Here is a 16598-nt window from a genome sequence, read left to right as displayed (position 1 = left end):
TATTGAAGGTCGTAATTCATCAAGGTTTCCATAAAACCGGCACAACGACGCTGCAAAAGACGCTCTCGAAAAATCGGGAATACCTGAAAGATCGCGTGAATGTTCTATTGCCTGATGACTTGCAAGAAGCCAGCCTGGCTGCGCGGCGGTATGCGGTCGCCCCCAAGGATCGCACCCTTCGCAATTTCGGAGCAACCGTTCGCGAGGCGCTTAAGCCGTTTGCAGACCGAAGTGGCAAACCCCTGCTGATCAGCAATGAAGAATTCGCTGGTTTGATCCCCGGTCGCAAAGGGGTTTGGACATATGAGCAAACGCACGTTCTTTCCAAAACTCTGTTGGATGAGGTTTCGCGCCTGACTGATGCCGGGGATCGCATTATCTTTCTGTTTACGACCAGAAACGCGGCCGATTGGATCAGAAGTGCGTATTGGCAAAACCTTCGCAGCCACAGAATCCGCGAGGATCTGTCACAATACGGGAAGGCGTTGCAGCAAGGTGCAGATCTTGGGGCGGTGGTGCGCCGGGTGAATGAAGCGGTTTCACCGCGTGCCGAGGTCGAATCTGTCAACGTTTCTGGTCTGGGCGATCACGATTTCCCGTTGATCAAGGCACTTTCCATTCTGAACGTGAGATCTGACAGGCTCATCACAAGTGAAAATCGGAACGTCCAGCCAGCTGGAGGCGCAGACTATTTTCTGGACCTGAACCGGTCGAATTTGAGCGATGAAGAGGTAGCGGCCGCGAAACGCGCGTACTTGGAAAAGCTGAAGCGGTCGAATGGCATCCATTGATGAGTTGAAGCAGGGGCAGGCCCAAATTGGTACCGCTGCCCAATTTAGTTGCTGTAATGCAACGATCGGACGGCTCAAATCGGATGCCCAGACTGGATTGGATGAACCGGAATATCATGGTTTCCAAAACACCGCTTGGAATTGATGGTACATGAAGAGCGAATACCCTAGGATTAATTTGAATTTAAAAACAAAAGTTTGAGTAGAGAATCGCTTTGAGATTTCTTGAGACTGGTGCGTCGCTATTTGACAAAAACAATCTAAGGTTGAATTATTTTCACTTTTAGTATCAGTTTGACTTGACACACCGGAAACATTTACGTGATTGCTGCACTTCGGTCTCTTTTCCGCCAGATTCTGTCCTGATAAGTAGGTGTAGTAAGCAGTGATTTGTTGAAAGGTACAGGCGGATACAATGACAGCCGGGGACAGCGGTCGCATATCCATTTCGTGGACGCAGACAGAGTTAAACGGACTTGAGGCGGCGCCTCAGTCTTTTTTGAAAGTAGGAGCCGCATGGTCGTGGCGTGGGCAGGCTCTTTCATTGGCCAGTCCGGCCGAGCAGGGCCTTGTGTTGTCGGGTCAGGCCGAAGCATTCGCATCAAAAGTGCTAAGCAGCATAGCGCCATCGCCGAATCTGGCAGACGGAGCACTGGGTCGTATCGTTCTGACCAATGGCGCGCAAAAGTACACGGCGCTATTGTTTTCGGTTGCCGGAGACACACGCCCGACGCTGGTTTTCGAAAACGGGTATCCCGCGCGCGATCAGGAATTCTGGGTCAGTGCGTATACCGAGTTTGAAAGCGAAAGCAATTCCAGCCTCACGGACCAAACTGTTGTCGCTTTCCCGACGCGGTCGCCGATGGATAATGGTTGGGAAAGCGCAGTTGCGGACGTCCGAAGCGTAGCAGACTAATAAGCCAAGCAGGCCGACGGCATTCGTAAATAGCAAAAAATCCACAGCCGTGTTGACTCCGCCAGTTCTGCGGATATAAGCGCGGCTTCATTGGTGTTGGTGGGCCCCGTAAGGGGATTCCTGTCATGGGGGAAACCTCAAGAGGACAACGCCCTTCATAGTGGCCTGTACGGGCCTCGACCTAAAGAAGGAGATCAGCCGTGACCAAACGCACGTCTGCCAAGTACAAAATTGACCGCCGGATGGGTGAAAACATCTGGGGTCGCCCGAAATCCCCGGTTAACCGTCGCGAATATGGCCCCGGCCAGCACGGCCAGCGCCGCAAGGGCAAACTGTCGGACTTCGGTCTGCAGCTGCGCGCCAAGCAGAAGCTGAAAGGCTACTATGGCGACCTGACCGAGAAGCAGTTCCGCCGCATCTACGCCGAAGCCGTACGTGTGAACGGCGACACCGGTGAAAACCTGATCGGTCTGCTGGAGCGTCGTCTGGACGCTGTTGTCTACCGCGCCAAGTTCGTTGCAACCGTCTTTGCTGCACGTCAGTTCGTGAACCACGGCCACGTCAAAGTGAACGGCCAGCGGGTCAACATCCCCAGCTACCGTGTCAAAGAAGGCGACGTGATCGAAGTACGCGACAAGTCCAAGCAACTGGCTGTTGTTCTGGAAGCCGCTGCTCTGGCCGAGCGTGACGTGCCTGACTACATCGACGCCGACCACTCGAAAATGACCGCGACCTTCGTTCGCGCACCAGGCCTGGGCGATGTGCCTTACCCGGTCGTCATGGAACCGAACCTGGTCGTCGAATTCTACGCGAAGAACTAATTTTCGCCGACATCCAGAATTTCAGGGCCGCGCAGTTTGCGCGGCCCTTTTTTGTTTGGCCATGTGACGACGCGTATTGGGTTTGACGGCATGTCCAAAATTTGCGTCTCGGGTTTTCAAAAAGTATCAACCGAAGTTCCTCAGCAGAACGCCCGCATTGGGTGGAATGCTGGAATTCACGCTCGGCTTGCACAAGCTGCATTTCGAATTGAACGCGTAACAACCTACGAACAGCCTTGCAGCCAAATCACTGATCAAGCCCGCCGAAGGCGCTGAGTCAAATTGGCAGCGGCCTGCTTTCGGCGATGGCCTCCATCGCAAAGTACGAGGTCACACTGTCTAGTTCGACCTTGTCGATCAATCGCTGATACACCTTGTCATATGACGTCATATCTTGTGTGACGACTTTCAACTGATAGTCATAGTCGCCACCAATGCGGTGAAAATCCACCACCTCGGGGATGGTCAGGACATGGCTTCGAAAGGCCTGTAGCCATTCCGCCGAATGGTGCCGAGTGCGCAGCATAACAAAGACCACAAGGCTCAGCCCCAATTTCTCGCGGGCGATCCGCGCGGTCGAACCGGTAATGACGCCATTTTCGTTCAACGCCTTCAGCCGCCGCCAACAGGCATTTTGCGACAATCCGACTCGGTCTGCCAACTCACGCTGTGACAGTGTTGCGTCTGTTTGAAGTTCGCGAAGGATGCGCTTGTCAATTTGATCTAGTTTTTCCGCCATATCGAAGCATATGACACGAAATTTTAGAAATCTACCAAAAGAAAGGTGAAGTTTCTGCATGCTCATTCAATCATATTTGATAGTGCAATACGGAGAACCAATCATGACCTTGTCCAAATTTCGCGCAGACCTCCAATCCACCACTCGCAATTCAACCCTGCGCGATGGGCTGATCGGAGAGAATGTTCTGATCCCCGGTCTGAATGGGGACGTTCCGCTGGTTTATGCGGACTACGTCGCTTCGGGTCGTGCGCTGCAGCAGGTAGAGGATTTTGTCGCCCATGAGGTGCTGCCTTTTTATGCCAACAGCCACACCGAAGCCTCCTATTGCGGGTCTTACATGACCCGTCTGCGCCGCGAAGCGCGCGCGGAAATAGCCCGTATTGTTGGAGCAAGGGAAGAGGACCCGGTGATCTTCACCGGGTCTGGCGCCACTGCGGGTCTTAACCGGCTGGTCAGCTTGATGGGAGTTGAAGGGGCTGACCGGCCGGTTGTTTTGATCGGGCCGTATGAGCATCATTCGAACATCCTGCCTTGGCGGGAAAGCAAGGCGCAGGTCATCGAAATTCCCGAAGCGCCCGAAGGCGGCGTCGATCTGAGTGCGTTGGAGCAGGCATTGGTGGATAATGCTGGCTCCGATCTGATCATCGGTTCCTTCTCGGCGGCGTCTAACGTGACGGGCATCATCACTGACCCGGATCCGATCACCCGGCTGCTTAAGGCACATGGGGCCGTGTCGATCTGGGACTATGCCGGTGGCGGACCCTACCTACCGATGGGCATGGGGCCAGAGGATGCGCGCAAGGACGCCATCGTCGTCTCGCCTCATAAATTCCCGGGCGGACCGGGCGCGTCAGGCGTGCTGATCGTCAACCAGAACGCCGTTCGCCGCACCTGTCCCAGTTGGCCTGGTGGTGGCACGGTCAGCTTTGTATCGCCTTGGCGGCACGACTACAGCGATGATCTGGCCACGCGGGAAGAAGCGGGCACGCCCAATGTGATTGGGGATATCCGCGCCGCGTTGGCTTTCATCGTCAAGGACGTTGTCGGTACAGATGAGATCGCCAAGCGTGAAGCCCGGTACAATGAAATGGCAATGAAAGGGTGGGGCGACAATCCAAACCTGACCCTGCTTGGCACAGACAACCCACATCGCCTGCCGATCTACTCTTTCCTTGTGCGGGACAACTCCGGCCAGCCGGTGCACCAGCAGCTGTTTACACGGATGCTCAGCGACATTTACGGCATTCAGGCACGCGGCGGGTGCGCCTGTGCCGGCCCTTATGCGCATCGTCTGTTGGATATCGACCGCGAAACGTCCGCCGAATTGCATGCGGCCCTGTCTGCGGGGGAAGAGATGAAGAAACCCGGTTGGGTGCGGCTGAACTTCTCTTATCTGATGAGCGAAGAGACGGTCCAGTTCATCATCGACAGCGTTAATGATCTGTCCCATAGGACAGAGGAATTCGCCCCTTATTACAACGCCGACCCGGCGACCGCCCGCTTCAAAGCGGCGTGACGGAATTGCCGCTTTTCTCAACGCGTTGAGACGGGTATGAGAGGCTCCAACAACGGAGCCTCTTATGAACAAGATCACCCCGCAGCCCGGCATTATGGACATCGCGCTCTATCAGGGCGGCCAGTCGCATGTGGCGGGGGTGGAGCACGTGATCAAGCTCAGCTCCAACGAAAACCCGTTTGGTCCCAGCCCCAAGGCGATCGAGGCCGTGCGCGATAGTGCGGTGACGCTGCATCGTTATCCCAGCACCGACCACGCCAGCTTGCGCGCAGCGATTGGCGAACGGCACGGGTTGGACCCTGCGCGGTTAATCTGCGGCGTTGGCAGTGACGAAGTGCTGCAATTCATTGCCCAGGCCTATACCGGGCCGGGCGATGAGGTCATCTATACCGAGCACGGGTTTTCAATGTACCCGATCATCGCCCGCATGGCCGGTGCGACACCGGTGATGGTGGCCGAGCGCAATCGCCATGTGGACGTAGACAGCATTCTGGCCGCCGTGAACGACCAAACCCGGATCGTGTTCGTGACCAACCCGGGCAACCCGACCTCGACCATGATCCCCGAGGCTGAATTGCTGCGTCTGGCCGAGGCATTGCCCAAGACCTGCCTGATGGTGATCGACGGGGCCTATGCCGAGTTTGTCGATGGGTTCGACGGTGGTGCATCGCTGGTGGATCGGTTTGACAACGTGATCATGACGCGGACCTTTTCCAAGGTGTACGGTCTGGGCGGAATGCGTGTCGGTTGGGGCTATGCCGCGCAATCGATTACCGACGTACTGAACCGGGTGCGCCAGCCCTTCAACCTGTCCCTGACCGCTTTGGCTGCTGCAGAGGCAGCGGTGAATGACGCGGAATTCCTGTCCTTCTGCCAGGCTGAAAATGCGCGCCTGCGGGTGTGGTTGTCGGAAGAACTGGACAAGATCGGCGTGCCCTCGGATGTGTCCTGCACCAATTTCATCCTCGCCCGCTTTGCCGACCAGGCCGAGACCGAGGCGTGTGACGACTATCTTAAGACCCAAGGTTTGATTGTGCGCCGTGTGGCGGGCTACAACCTGCCAAACGCTTTGCGGATCACCGTGGGCGACGAAGAAGCCTGTCGCCGCGTTGTTGCGGCCATCACCGCGTTCAAAGGGGGCGTCGCATGAGCCAAGTTTACGACCGTGTGGCCTTGATCGGGCTTGGCCTGATCGCCTCGTCCATGTTCTGGGCGATCAAACGCGCCGGGCTTGCTGGCGAAGTGACTGGCTATGCCCGGTCCGAGACCACCCGCGACACGGCCCGCCGCATCGGCTTGTGTGATCGCGTCTGCGATACTGCGCAAGAGGCGGTCGAGGGCGCGGATCTGGTCGTTCTCTGTGTTCCTGTTGGCGCGATGGGCGCTGTGGCAAAAGATATTGCACCTGTCCTGAAACCCGGGGCGACGGTGACTGATGTCGGCTCGGTCAAGCGTCACGTTATTCAGGCCGTCGGGCCGGTAATCCCGGATGGTGTGCATTTCATCCCCGCGCACCCCCTGGCAGGAACTGAGCATTCTGGCCCGGAATCGGGTTTTGCAGAACTCTTTGACAACCGCTGGTGTCTTTTGGTCCCGGTTGAAGGCTCGGACCCGGATGCGATTGCCCGTTTGCGGGCACTTTGGGAAGGCATGGGGTCAAACGTTGATGAGATGGACGCGGATCACCATGATCTGGTTCTGGCCGTCACATCGCACGCGCCGCACCTAATCGCCTATACGATGGTGGGCGTTGCGGATGATCTGCGCCGGGTCACCGATACCGAGGTCATCAAGTATTCCGCCGCAGGATTCCGAGACTTCACCCGCATCGCGGCCTCTGACCCGACCATGTGGCGGGACGTGTTCCTGACCAACAAGGATGCGACGCTGGAGATCCTTGGCCGGTTCACCGAAGAACTGTTTGCACTGCAGCGCGCGATCAGAACGGGTGACGGCGAGCAGCTTTTCGACTATTTCACCCGTACGCGCGCCATCCGCCGCGGCATCATTGATGCTGGCCAGGATACGGATGCGCCTGATTTCGGACGGGGAAAAACGAACCCATGACGCAGGGCTTGAGAACCATTCTGACCGGATTTGCAGCGCTTTGCGCAATGTCAACTCAGGCTGGTTCGCTGGAACGTTCGTTAATACCGATATCGCGACCTCAGGCTACACTTGCGGTCCTTAGCAGCGCAGTGCCTCAGCTGCCTCCGGCCACCATACGACCAGAATTGCGGCCGGATTCACCGCAGGTTTTAGCAGCCGCGGCACGACCTGCAGAGCTGCCTCTGCTTGGCCCGGACACGTCGCTGATGCCTTACCTGCGGCCCAAAGCCTTGGAGCAGGAGGCGCTGTTCAAAAAGCGCAAACTGCGCAAAGGATCGGTGTGTGGCGACATCGATATTCAGGGTAAGCCTGTCGGGACGGTATCGGGCAGGATCAAGGCTTGCGGGATCAAGGACGCTGTTCAGATCACCTCGGTCTCAGGTGTGACGCTTAGCCGTCCCTCCACGATGGATTGTGGAACGGCAATTGCGCTGAACAAATGGGTTGAGAAAGCGGTCAAGCCGACCTTCAAGAGACGCGGGCCGGTGGTCCAGTTGCAGGTCGCCGCTCATTATGCGTGTCGAACGCGAAACAACCGTAAAGGCGCTCGTATTTCCGAGCACGGCAAAGGCCGAGCAATTGATATCTCGGCTTTCAAGATGGCCGATGGAGAGGTTGTGACGGTCCTGAATGGCTGGCGCAAGAACCCATCGCAAAAACAACTGGTCAAGATCTGGCGCGATGCATGCGGGCCGTTTGGCACCGTATTGGGGCCAAACGCAGACCGGTATCACCGGGATCATTTCCATCTGGATACAGCCCGCCACCGTCGCGGGCCATACTGCCGTTAACGCAAAATCAGGCGCGGGGCGGGCCCCAGCGGCAAAGGTCCTAGCGCCACGAACCCGTCGCGGAAGTTAAGCTGCAGGTCTAGTGCATTTGGATTGCCGCCCAGCCCAGCCATGAAATTCAGCGCGCGTGTCACCGGATCAACCGCCTGATCGGGCAGGGCACCTGCGGCGTTGGCCATGGCAATCATGTCGCGCCAGTTTTCAGCTTTGACCGCAATTTCGCCCGTTGGGATGCCCTGGTGATCGATATCAAGCTCGCCTGCCGCAAACAGACGCAAAGCGCCCCATTTCATCTCGGCGAGGTTCAGGTCAATCATTACCGGTTGCGGTCTGCCCTGTTCCAATGCCGTGCGATCCCACGGCTTGTTGAACGTGGCGGTCATGTCCAGTTCGAACGTCTCAAACGCCTGCGGCAATGTGTTGGCCGACCGCATCAATTCTCGCAGGCCGTCACCCGGGGTGAACCCGTCAATACGGGCACCGATGGCATAGGTCACTGGAATAGACGTCTGTTCCATGACAAGCGTCAGCGTATCACCCCCGGCCAGGGCTTCGGCATCGTCGGTGATCAGCCATGAACCAGCAGTCAGCGCCATTTTCTCCAGCACCAGCGCGACACCGGGCTGTAGTTGCAGCTCGGCCTGCAGATCGCTGGCTTTGATGGTCGCCGTCTGATCATAATAGGACAGGCGCTGAGGGGTGTCAGCAAAGCGCAGCACCTGACGCCCAGGCCAGATTGCAGGGCTTTGGAACTCGATCCAATCGGCGCTCCATGCGGTGCCGTTGACTGGATCAGCCAGCGCCGGACTGTTCAGGCGCGTAACGTGGCGCAACGGATACCCCGCTGTTGAAACATCGGAAAAGTCGGCCTGCCAACCTTGTTCCTGCTGTTTGTCGAACCAGGCGGTGATTGCATTGCGCAATCCGAATCCGGCGACGAACCAATAGGCGCTCCAGATAACCGTTAAGAAAATGACTACTCGTATTAGACCGCGCATGGCAGTTGGCCCTTTTTCCCGCGTTGAATTTGATGTTTATAGGCCGAAACGGGCAAGGACCAGAGCTATGACGATGTGGGTTTTCGGATATGGATCGCTGCTGTGGAATCCGGGCTTTCCGGTGGCCCGAAGCGAACACGCCACGCTGCATGGGTATGCGCGGTCCTTTTGCATGAGTTCGATCCACCACCGCGGAACCGAGGACCATCCCGGCCTTGTGCTGGCGTTGGACGAACAGACCGACGCCAATTGCACGGGCTTGGCGCTTGCGGTCGAAGCGGGCCATGAAGAACGGACCCTTCAAGAGCTGCGCGAACGCGAGCTGATCTCATCGGCCTATGTCGAGAAAAACCTTGATGTGCATCTGAACACTGGCGAGGTTATCACTGCCGTGACCTATGTGATCGACGCAGAACATGTCCAATACTGTGGTGGCATGCCGTTAGAGGAGCAGGCGCAGATCATTGCACATGCGATTGGCGGGCGCGGACCGAATACGGAATATCTGTATAATACTGCGGAACATCTGGCCGAGATTGACCTGCGCGATCCCGATCTTGAGTGGTTAGCGCAACGGGTGCGCAGCATCACAGCATAAACCCTTGGCGTCACCGGCGGATTTTGGCTAGATTCAAGCCAGAGCAGGCAAAAACCGGGAAACACGCGCATGGCGCAGGCACATCAGGGCGCGAGACCCCATTTCTCGCATCCCATCCGTCAGATTGTGATGATGTTGGTCGCAATTGGCCTGGCGGGGTTGGGCGTCTTCATGGCGCTGCCTTATGTGCTGCCGGTGTTTCAGGCCAACCCGTACCTGAACGGATTTATCATTCTGGTTTTCATAATCGGCGTTTTCGCCTGTTTCTTTCAGGTGACACAGCTGATTGGCTCGGTTCGCTGGATCGAGGCTTTTGTTGGCGGCGTTGTCCGCGAGGACGCGCGCACGCCGCAATTGCTGGCACCTTTGGCCTCATTGCTTCGCGAACGCGGTGCACGGTCACAGATCAGTTCCAGCTCGACCCGGTCGATCCTGGATTCGGTCGCGGAACGCGTCGAGGAAGAGCGTGAGATCACACGCTATATTACCAATGTTCTGATTTATCTGGGCCTTTTGGGCACGTTCTTTGGACTGGCGACCACCGTCCCAGCCATTGTCGACACGATCCGCAGCCTGAACCCGCAAGAGGGCGAAGAAGGGCTGGCCGTGTTCAATCGCCTGATGGTGGGGCTTGAGGCCCAGCTACAAGGAATGGGCGTGGCATTCGGGTCGTCCCTTTTGGGCCTTGCTGGGTCTTTGATCGTCGGACTGCTGGAACTGTTCACGGGTCACGGTCAGAACCGGTTCTACCGCGAGCTTGAGGAATGGTTGTCCTCAATCACTCGTGTTGGCTTTGCCGCCGCTGAGGAAGGTGGGGCCGAGATTGCGGTTCTGACACCAGTTCTGGATGCTATGTCCGAACAGATGGATGCGCTGCAGGACCTGTTTTCGGGGCAAGAGGCTGATCGTGCATCCGTGTCGGTCAAATTGGGCCAATTGGTTGATGCGATTGGTGAGATGAACGTGCGACAGTCTGAATCCGAAGGGGTGACAGCCGCATTGGAACGTGTGGCCCTTGGGCAGGACGCCCTGCTGGATCACATGCGTGATCAGGGCATGGGGGATGGAATTGATGCCGAAAGCCGGATGCGTCTGCGGTCGATGGACGTCCAGTTATTGCGCATCCTCGAAGAAATCTCGGCCGGTCGTCAGGAAAGCATGAGCGAACTGCGCAAGGATATCGAATTGCTGGTCAAAGCCCTGACATTGCCCCGAGGCGCGGTGCGCACCACTCCGGAAGGACAGTAATCCATGGCTCTGTCCCGTCGCACAGGTCAGCGTTTTCAGGGCTCGGTTTGGCCGGGTTTTGTTGACGCGATCACCGGGTTGCTGATGGTGCTGACCTTCGTTCTGACCATCTTTATGGTGGTGCAGTTCGTGTTGCGCGAAACCATTTCCGGGCAAGAGGACGAACTGACCGCCCTGTCGGATGAAGTTGCAGCGCTGGTCGGGGCGTTGGGTTTGGAAGAGCGTGAGAATAACCGCCTGGAGGCCCGTCTTGGGGCATTGAACACGACCCTGTCGCAAACCGAAGATACGCTGGCGCGGGCGGAAGTGGACCTGGCCTTGTCGCAGGCGCGTATCACGGATTTTGAGGCGCAGGTCGCCGCACTTCTGACGGATCAGGAGCGGGCGCGCGGTGCCATTGCAACACTGGAATCCCAGCGCGCCAAGTTGCTGGAGGACCAAGAGGCGCTGAACCTCGCGCTGGCGCAAAGCCGGTCCGAGATCGACGAACAGGCCGAAGCCGCCCGGTTGGCAGCCGCCCAACGCGAGGCGCTGGAGGCGTTGGTTGCGGATCTCGAACAAAGCGACGCGGCGCAATCCACCCAGATTAGTGAATTGGAGGAACAGATCAGCGCGGAAGAGGCCGCCAAGCTGGCCGAGGCTGCCGCTGCCGAGAACCTGCGCAACCGTCTGCAGGATGCAGATGCCGAGTTGACGGCAATGACACTGGCATTGGAAGCGCAGCGCAAAGAAGCTGAGGATACACTGACCCTGCTTGCCGCAGCACAAGCCGCCAGGGCCGAGCTTGAGCGCCAGTTTGGTGCGCTGGATGCGGACGAGTTGCAGGCGCAATTACAAGCCGCCTTGGCTGCGCAGACCGCGGCGCAGGCTGAGGCACAATCGCAACGCTCATTGGCTGAAGAGCGTGCAAACCTATTGGCTGTGGCCCGTGAAGCGATCTCGGCTGAGAAAACGATCTCCGCAAAAGCGCAGCGAGAGACGGCGTTGTTGAATCAACAGATGGCGGCGCTGCGCCAACAACTTGGCGGGTTGCAGGCGTTGTTGGACGACTATGAAGAACGCAACGTCGCTTCGGACATTCGAATTCAGACCCTGGGTCAGGACCTGAACGCAGCTTTGGCCCGCGCGGCTTCGGAGGAACGCCGCCGGCGTCTGCTGGAAGAGGCTGAGCGTGTCCGGCTTGAAGCCGAGGCCGAAGTGCTGTCCGGTCAGAATCAGGAACTGGCGGCGCAGGCAGAAGACCTGCAGCGCTATCGGTCAGAGTTCTTTGGAAGATTGCGCGACGTGCTTGGGGATGAGGAGGGCGTTCGGATCGAAGGCGACCGTTTTGTATTCTCGTCCGAGGTCCTGTTTGACACGGGTTCGGCCGTTCTGTCACCAGCCGGGCAGCAGGACATCGCCAAAGTGGCCAATATCCTGCGCAGTGTGGCGGCTGAAATTCCCGAAGGTCTGAACTGGGTGATCCGCGTCGATGGTCACACTGATAACGTGCCGCTGGCCGGTTCCGGGCGCTATCGCGACAATTGGGAACTTAGTCAGGGCCGCGCCTTGTCCGTGGTGCGCTACATGGTCGATGCGCTGGGCATCCCGCCGAGCCGGTTGGCCGCAAACGGTTTTGGTGAGTTCCAGCCCGTAAACCCGGCAGACACCCCGGAGGCCCGGGCGCAAAACCGCCGGATCGAGCTGAAACTCACCGAAAGGTAACCGAGACACTCGTTAAGGGTACGGGTCAGCGACGACCAAACCGAAAGCTGTTATCTGGCTTACCCGCAAAGCAGCGCGGGATGACCGGGTAACTTTCAGTCAGGAAATAGGCATACGTTCCAGATGGATATTCAGGCGAAACCGTAAAGGCTCCGTTACATTCATCCAGATTTCCTGCGCCTGCTACATAAGCGTAGTCCTCATTGAACGTGCCATCATGTTTTCCGTCGGGCGCGCTTCCTCCGGGCCGGTTGCCGCTTTTCAATCTGTACGACGACTTCATTTGCGTCACTTTCCCATCCAAAACGCCGGTCATTGCGTAAATCGGGAAGCCGTCTGCCGCGTATCCGATCAGCGGTGAATGTCGGCTGGGTGTATAGTTCAGCAGCTCAATAAAGCCCGTGGGGATGCCGTGGTAATGATATTTTCCATTGGGTTGCACATGGGCATAGTTTTCGTCGAACCCCAAAGTAACCGCGCCCCCAAGCGCATTGTAGGACCAGCCTGAGCGGGGATTGCCCTGCCAGAACTCTGCCGCCAGCGGGTCGAACACGACACCGTTCAGAGACACACCAAAGTTCCATCCCATTTCAAGCGGGGTGGTGGATCGATTGGATTTCGGGTTCGTCGGTACTTTCAAGTTGACGCGCTGCTCGGAAATGCTGTGCGGATTGCCTTGGTTCGGAAAGCGCCCGACAAGGTGATCGGGGATCCCGTTGGCCGAGACGCGTATACTTTTGCGGGTCTCAGAGATTTCAGAGTGGCTGTTGCCCGGATCAACCGTTGCGGCCTGCAGGCGCAGTGGCTGCGTTTTTGTCTCGTCGTGATATCGAAATCTGTGCTGGGCGGTTGCAATTGCGGCAACGGCGGAAAGGGCGAATGCTACGCTCCAAACGGCGGCGGTTTTGGTCATCAAAATCCCCTTTGCAATTCATCAGTGATAATGAAACGCGCAGGTTTGGCTGTTCCGTCGAAAAAGTTTGTGGCCGAAACGAAATCGCCCGGCTGCTGAGCAACCGGGCGATTAGACTTGTTAGGCGAATGCGGCGTCTTAATCCGCGGTCAAAAGCGGAGGTTTGTCGCCCGGAATTCGTGGCTGATCGGGGCCAAGGATATCGAGGTTCAAATCGCCTTTCTTGACAGACACGCGGACCAATCCACCCTTGGCCAGTTTGCCGAACAGCAACTCCTCGGCCAGTGGTTTCTTGATGTGTTCCTGAATGACACGACCCAGAGGACGTGCACCCATCTTGTCGTCATACCCTTTTTCCGCCAGCCACGCGGCGGCTTTGGGGGTCAGATCGATGGTCACATTGCGATCCAGCAATTGCGCCTCAAGCTGCAGAACGAACTTCTCGACCACCTGCAGGATGACCTCTTTCGGTAGTGGCGCGAATGAGATCACAGCATCAAGACGGTTGCGGAATTCGGGCGTGAACATACGTTCGATTGCGGCCGTATCCTCGCCCTCGCGGCGATCACGTGCAAAGCCGATGGCAGCCTTGGCCTGTTCCTGCGCACCCGCGTTAGAGGTCATGATCAGCACCACGTTGCGGAAGTTCACTGTACGTCCGTTGTGATCGGTCAGCTCACCGTGGTCCATCACCTGCAACAGGATGTTGAACACGTCCGGATGGGCCTTTTCGATCTCATCCAGCAGCAGCACGCAATGCGGATGCTGGTCGACGCCATCGGTCAGCAGACCGCCCTGATCAAAGCCAACATAGCCCGGAGGCGCACCGATCAGACGGCTGACGGCGTGCTTCTCCATGTACTCAGACATGTCGAAGCGCAGCAGTTCTACACCCAGCGTATCCGCCAGCTGTTTCGCAACTTCGGTCTTACCCACACCGGTCGGGCCGGCGAACAGATAGTTGCCGATGGGCTTTTCAGGTTCACGCAGACCGGCACGCGCCAGTTTGATTGCACTGGACAGCGCCTCGATTGCGAGATCCTGGCCGAATACAACACGTTTCAACGAGGCCTCGAGGTCTTTCAGCACCTCCGCATCGTCTTTGGTGACGTTCTTGGGTGGAATGCGGGCGATCTTGGCGACGACCGCCTCGATTTCCTTGACCCCGATGGTCTTGCGCCGTTTGCTTTCGGCCACCAGATGCTGCGCCGCACCGGCCTCATCGATTACATCGATGGCCTTGTCGGGCAGTTTGCGGTCGTTGATGTAGCGGGCCGACAGTTCCACCGCGGTCTTGATCGCATCGGCGGTATATTTGATCTCATGATGCTCTTCGAAATAAGGCTTCAGACCGCGCAGGATTTTCACGCTGTCTTCGACCGAAGGCTCGCTCACGTCGATCTTCTGGAACCGGCGGCTCAGCGCGCGGTCTTTTTCAAAATGCTGACGAAATTCCTTGTATGTGGTCGAGCCCATGGTGCGCAGCTTGCCGCCCTGCAGGGCAGGTTTCAGCAGGTTTGACGCATCCATCGCGCCACCCGAGGTGGCACCGGCACCAATCACGGTGTGGATCTCGTCAATGAACAGCACCGCGTCGGGGTGGTCCTCCAACTCGGTCACAACCGCCTTCAGGCGTTCTTCGAAGTCGCCGCGATAGCGTGTACCAGCCAGCAGAGCGCCCATGTCGAGAGAATAGATGGTGGTCTCCGACAGCACATCTGGCGCTTCGCCGCCAACAATCTTGCGTGCCAGGCCTTCGGCGATGGCAGTCTTGCCCACGCCCGGATCACCCACCAGCAGCGGGTTGTTCTTGCGGCGGCGGCACAGGACCTGAATACAACGCTCAACCTCATCAGCACGGCCGATCAGCGGGTCGACATCGCCTGCGCGCGATTTAGCGTTCAGGTCAATGCAGTATTTCCCAAGCGCGCTTTCCTTCTGTTCGCCTTCGGTGACGCCAGGCTGAGCCTCTTCCTCGACCTGATCCGCACCCGAAACCGAGCGGTTTTCGCCGTACGCAGGGTCTTTGGCCACGCCGTGCGCAATGAAGTTTACCGCGTCGTAGCGCGTCATGTCCTGCTCTTGCAGGAAATAGGCCGCATTGCTTTCACGTTCGGCGAAGATGGCGACCAGAACGTTTGCGCCTGTCACTTCGGTCCGGCCCGAGCTTTGGACGTGGATCGCCGCGCGTTGTATGACGCGCTGGAAAGCGGCGGTTGGCACGGCCTCGGAACCGTCGATATCCGTGACCAGATTGGACAGGTCTTCGTCAATGAATTCGACCAGAGTGCTGCGCAGTTCTTCCAGATCGACGCTGCAGGCTTTCATGACGCGGATGGCGTCAGGTTCTTCCAGTAACGCCAGAAGCAGATGCTCTAGCGTGGCAAATTCGTGACGCCGTTCATTCGCAGCCGCCAAGGCCGCGTGGATGGCTTGTTCTAATGTGCTCGAGAATGAAGGCACGCGGGTGCTCCTCTGTCTTGGGTCGAAAGGGGCAGGCTTCGGCCGGAACCCCATCCCAACCATGTCCTCATACTATTAGAGTTTGGTTGATCGTGGCCCGGCTTCAAGGGTTTTCTTGCTCTTGACAGTCACATTTCACGTGACCGTGGCCGTGAGGAAGGCAATTTGGGTACTAGAAGCTGTCTTTTCTAGTCCGAATTTCAGCAAAAACTTCTGCGGGGTCCGAATTTTGCATTCCCAAATGCGCCTGAATCGCCGGTTCAGCGGCCCGCAAGAACGGGTTTGTGGCCTTTTCCAGCGCCATCGTCGAAGGAACCGTGGGTTCTCCGGCAGCGCGCGCGCGGTTGATATCATCAGCGCGTTTTTGCAGTGCGGCATTGGTTGGATCGACGGTTAACGCGAATTTTGCGTTTGATTGCGTGTATTCGTGGCCGGAGCATACGATTGTCTCATCGGGAAGGGCGGCCAACTTGCTGAGCGAGGCCCACATCTGTGGCGCCGTGCCTTCGAACAAGCGCCCACACCCCAATGCCATGAGGCTGTCCGCGGTGAAAACAACTGCGCTGTTCGGCATGTAAAAGGCGACATGGCCAACAGTATGTCCGGACACATCCAGCACCCGAATCTGCTCGCTTCCGAATTCAAATGTGTCACCGTCGCTGACCTGCTTATCCAGTGGGGGCAGGCGGTGCGCATCGGCGGCCGCGCCAACAACTTTGGCCGGATGTCTTTCCAAAATGGCAGACAGGCCATCCACATGGTCCCAATGGTGATGGGTTAGAAGAACATGGGACAATGTCCAGCCGCGCCTGTCCAACTCGGCCAGAATGGGTCCGGCTTCGGGCGCGTCGACCAGTGTGGTATTGCCGCTTGCGGCGTCATGCGCCAGAAATGCGTAATTGTCGCTGAGACATGGGATGGTAACGACCTCAAGAGGCATGGCCTTTTGCCCTTTCGTTGCTAGACTGCGCCCAGCTAAGCCGATTGA

15 protein-coding genes are annotated in these 16598 nt (G+C 57.7%); 10 read left to right on the top strand and 5 right to left on the bottom strand.

The window, feature by feature from the left end; translation table 11 throughout:
* Nucleotides 1–2 precede the first annotated feature (2 nt).
* The 3 genes from AC2FIS_RS05950 (at nt 3) to rpsD (ending at nt 2528) form a co-directional block, all read left to right on the top strand.
* On the top strand, nt 3–791 hold the full coding sequence (locus AC2FIS_RS05950) for a hypothetical protein (RefSeq protein ID WP_496772343.1): 789 nt from the start codon (nt 3–5) through the stop codon (nt 789–791).
* 415 nt (nt 792–1206) lie between these two features.
* Complete coding sequence (locus tag AC2FIS_RS05945) at nt 1207–1707, top strand: hypothetical protein (protein ID WP_496772341.1); 501 nt, start codon at nt 1207–1209, stop codon at nt 1705–1707.
* 200 nt (nt 1708–1907) lie between these two features.
* The gene (rpsD, locus tag AC2FIS_RS05940) at nt 1908–2528 is read left to right on the top strand and encodes a 30S ribosomal protein S4 (RefSeq protein WP_282151804.1); all 621 of its coding nucleotides are present in this window, start codon (nt 1908–1910) and stop codon (nt 2526–2528) included.
* 277 nt (nt 2529–2805) lie between these two features.
* On the opposite strand, the gene AC2FIS_RS05935 is transcribed toward rpsD, so the two are convergent.
* Nucleotides 2806–3267, bottom strand: a complete 462-nt coding sequence (locus tag AC2FIS_RS05935; protein ID WP_108859492.1) for an Lrp/AsnC family transcriptional regulator — start codon at nt 3265–3267, stop codon at nt 2806–2808.
* Between the two features lie 103 nt (nt 3268–3370).
* Between AC2FIS_RS05935 and AC2FIS_RS05930 the strand changes: the two genes are divergently transcribed.
* The 4 genes from AC2FIS_RS05930 (at nt 3371) to AC2FIS_RS05915 (ending at nt 7686) form a co-directional block, all read left to right on the top strand.
* Nucleotides 3371–4786, top strand: coding sequence for an aminotransferase class V-fold PLP-dependent enzyme (locus AC2FIS_RS05930; RefSeq protein ID WP_496772340.1), 1416 nt, complete (start codon nt 3371–3373; stop codon nt 4784–4786).
* A gap of 64 nt (nt 4787–4850) precedes the next feature.
* Nucleotides 4851–5936: a histidinol-phosphate transaminase gene (gene hisC, locus AC2FIS_RS05925; RefSeq protein ID WP_496772339.1), complete on the top strand. Its 1086-nt coding sequence runs from the start codon at nt 4851–4853 to the stop codon at nt 5934–5936.
* Nucleotides 5933–6853, top strand: coding sequence for a prephenate/arogenate dehydrogenase family protein (locus AC2FIS_RS05920; RefSeq protein WP_496696203.1), 921 nt, complete (start codon nt 5933–5935; stop codon nt 6851–6853). Before hisC ends, AC2FIS_RS05920 begins: the two co-directional genes overlap by 4 nt.
* A 47-nt stretch (nt 6854–6900) precedes the next feature.
* Nucleotides 6901–7686 carry an extensin-like domain-containing protein gene (locus tag AC2FIS_RS05915; RefSeq protein ID WP_496772338.1) on the top strand — a complete coding sequence of 262 codons (786 nt, stop codon included), beginning with the start codon at nt 6901–6903 and terminating at the stop codon, nt 7684–7686.
* Here AC2FIS_RS05915 and AC2FIS_RS05910 read toward each other — a convergent pair.
* A complete protein-coding gene (locus tag AC2FIS_RS05910) occupies nt 7683–8684 on the bottom strand; it encodes a DUF2125 domain-containing protein (protein ID WP_496772336.1) in 1002 nt (333 codons plus the stop codon). The genes AC2FIS_RS05915 and AC2FIS_RS05910 overlap by 4 nt on opposite strands.
* Before the next feature lie 67 nt (nt 8685–8751).
* Between AC2FIS_RS05910 and AC2FIS_RS05905 the strand changes: the two genes are divergently transcribed.
* The 3 genes from AC2FIS_RS05905 to AC2FIS_RS05895 all read left to right on the top strand — a co-directional run bounded on the left by AC2FIS_RS05905 (nt 8752) and on the right by AC2FIS_RS05895 (nt 12234).
* The gene (locus tag AC2FIS_RS05905) at nt 8752–9282 is read left to right on the top strand and encodes a gamma-glutamylcyclotransferase (RefSeq protein WP_496772334.1); all 531 of its coding nucleotides are present in this window, start codon (nt 8752–8754) and stop codon (nt 9280–9282) included.
* 69 nt (nt 9283–9351) lie between these two features.
* Entirely contained in the window at nt 9352–10530 is a 1179-nt protein-coding gene (locus tag AC2FIS_RS05900) for a biopolymer transporter ExbB (RefSeq protein WP_496772333.1), read from the top strand.
* Nucleotides 10531–10533: 3 nt separating this feature from the next.
* Nucleotides 10534–12234, top strand: a complete 1701-nt coding sequence (locus AC2FIS_RS05895) for a peptidoglycan -binding protein (protein ID WP_496772332.1) — start codon at nt 10534–10536, stop codon at nt 12232–12234.
* A 25-nt stretch (nt 12235–12259) separates the two neighbouring features.
* Here AC2FIS_RS05895 and AC2FIS_RS05890 read toward each other — a convergent pair whose 3' ends face one another.
* From AC2FIS_RS05890 to gloB, 3 genes are all read right to left on the bottom strand, one after another.
* On the bottom strand, nt 12260–13147 hold the full coding sequence (locus AC2FIS_RS05890; RefSeq protein ID WP_496772330.1) for a YHYH protein: 888 nt from the start codon (nt 13145–13147) through the stop codon (nt 12260–12262).
* 138 nt (nt 13148–13285) lie between these two features.
* Complete coding sequence (gene clpA, locus AC2FIS_RS05885; protein WP_282151795.1) at nt 13286–15610, bottom strand: ATP-dependent Clp protease ATP-binding subunit ClpA; 2325 nt, start codon at nt 15608–15610, stop codon at nt 13286–13288.
* A 172-nt stretch (nt 15611–15782) separates the two neighbouring features.
* Complete coding sequence (gene gloB / locus AC2FIS_RS05880) at nt 15783–16550, bottom strand: hydroxyacylglutathione hydrolase (protein WP_496772329.1); 768 nt, start codon at nt 16548–16550, stop codon at nt 15783–15785.
* Nucleotides 16551–16598: the final 48 nt, after the last annotated feature.

It is taken from the genome of Ruegeria sp. CDSB113 (genome assembly GCF_059611045.1).
Note: the sequence above shows the minus strand (reverse complement) of the source record. Positions and strands in the feature narration are given on the sequence as shown.

What these genes read in the sequence shown, in the direction of transcription:
- AC2FIS_RS05915 (WP_496772338.1), top strand. Translation starts at nt 6,901, where the DNA reads ATGTCAACTCAGGCTGGTTCGCTGGAACGTTCGTTAATACCGATATCG.
- AC2FIS_RS05890 (WP_496772330.1), bottom strand. Translation starts at nt 13,147, where the DNA reads ATGACCAAAACCGCCGCCGTTTGGAGCGTAGCATTCGCCCTTTCCGCC.
- AC2FIS_RS05930 (WP_496772340.1), top strand. Translation starts at nt 3,371, where the DNA reads ATGACCTTGTCCAAATTTCGCGCAGACCTCCAATCCACCACTCGCAAT.
- AC2FIS_RS05910 (WP_496772336.1), bottom strand. Translation starts at nt 8,684, where the DNA reads ATGCGCGGTCTAATACGAGTAGTCATTTTCTTAACGGTTATCTGGAGC.
- AC2FIS_RS05945 (WP_496772341.1), top strand. Translation starts at nt 1,207, where the DNA reads ATGACAGCCGGGGACAGCGGTCGCATATCCATTTCGTGGACGCAGACA.
- AC2FIS_RS05905 (WP_496772334.1), top strand. Translation starts at nt 8,752, where the DNA reads ATGACGATGTGGGTTTTCGGATATGGATCGCTGCTGTGGAATCCGGGC.
- AC2FIS_RS05895 (WP_496772332.1), top strand. Translation starts at nt 10,534, where the DNA reads ATGGCTCTGTCCCGTCGCACAGGTCAGCGTTTTCAGGGCTCGGTTTGG.
- AC2FIS_RS05920 (WP_496696203.1), top strand. Translation starts at nt 5,933, where the DNA reads ATGAGCCAAGTTTACGACCGTGTGGCCTTGATCGGGCTTGGCCTGATC.
- gloB (WP_496772329.1), bottom strand. Translation starts at nt 16,550, where the DNA reads ATGCCTCTTGAGGTCGTTACCATCCCATGTCTCAGCGACAATTACGCA.
- AC2FIS_RS05935 (WP_108859492.1), bottom strand. Translation starts at nt 3,267, where the DNA reads ATGGCGGAAAAACTAGATCAAATTGACAAGCGCATCCTTCGCGAACTT.
- hisC (WP_496772339.1), top strand. Translation starts at nt 4,851, where the DNA reads ATGAACAAGATCACCCCGCAGCCCGGCATTATGGACATCGCGCTCTAT.
- AC2FIS_RS05900 (WP_496772333.1), top strand. Translation starts at nt 9,352, where the DNA reads ATGGCGCAGGCACATCAGGGCGCGAGACCCCATTTCTCGCATCCCATC.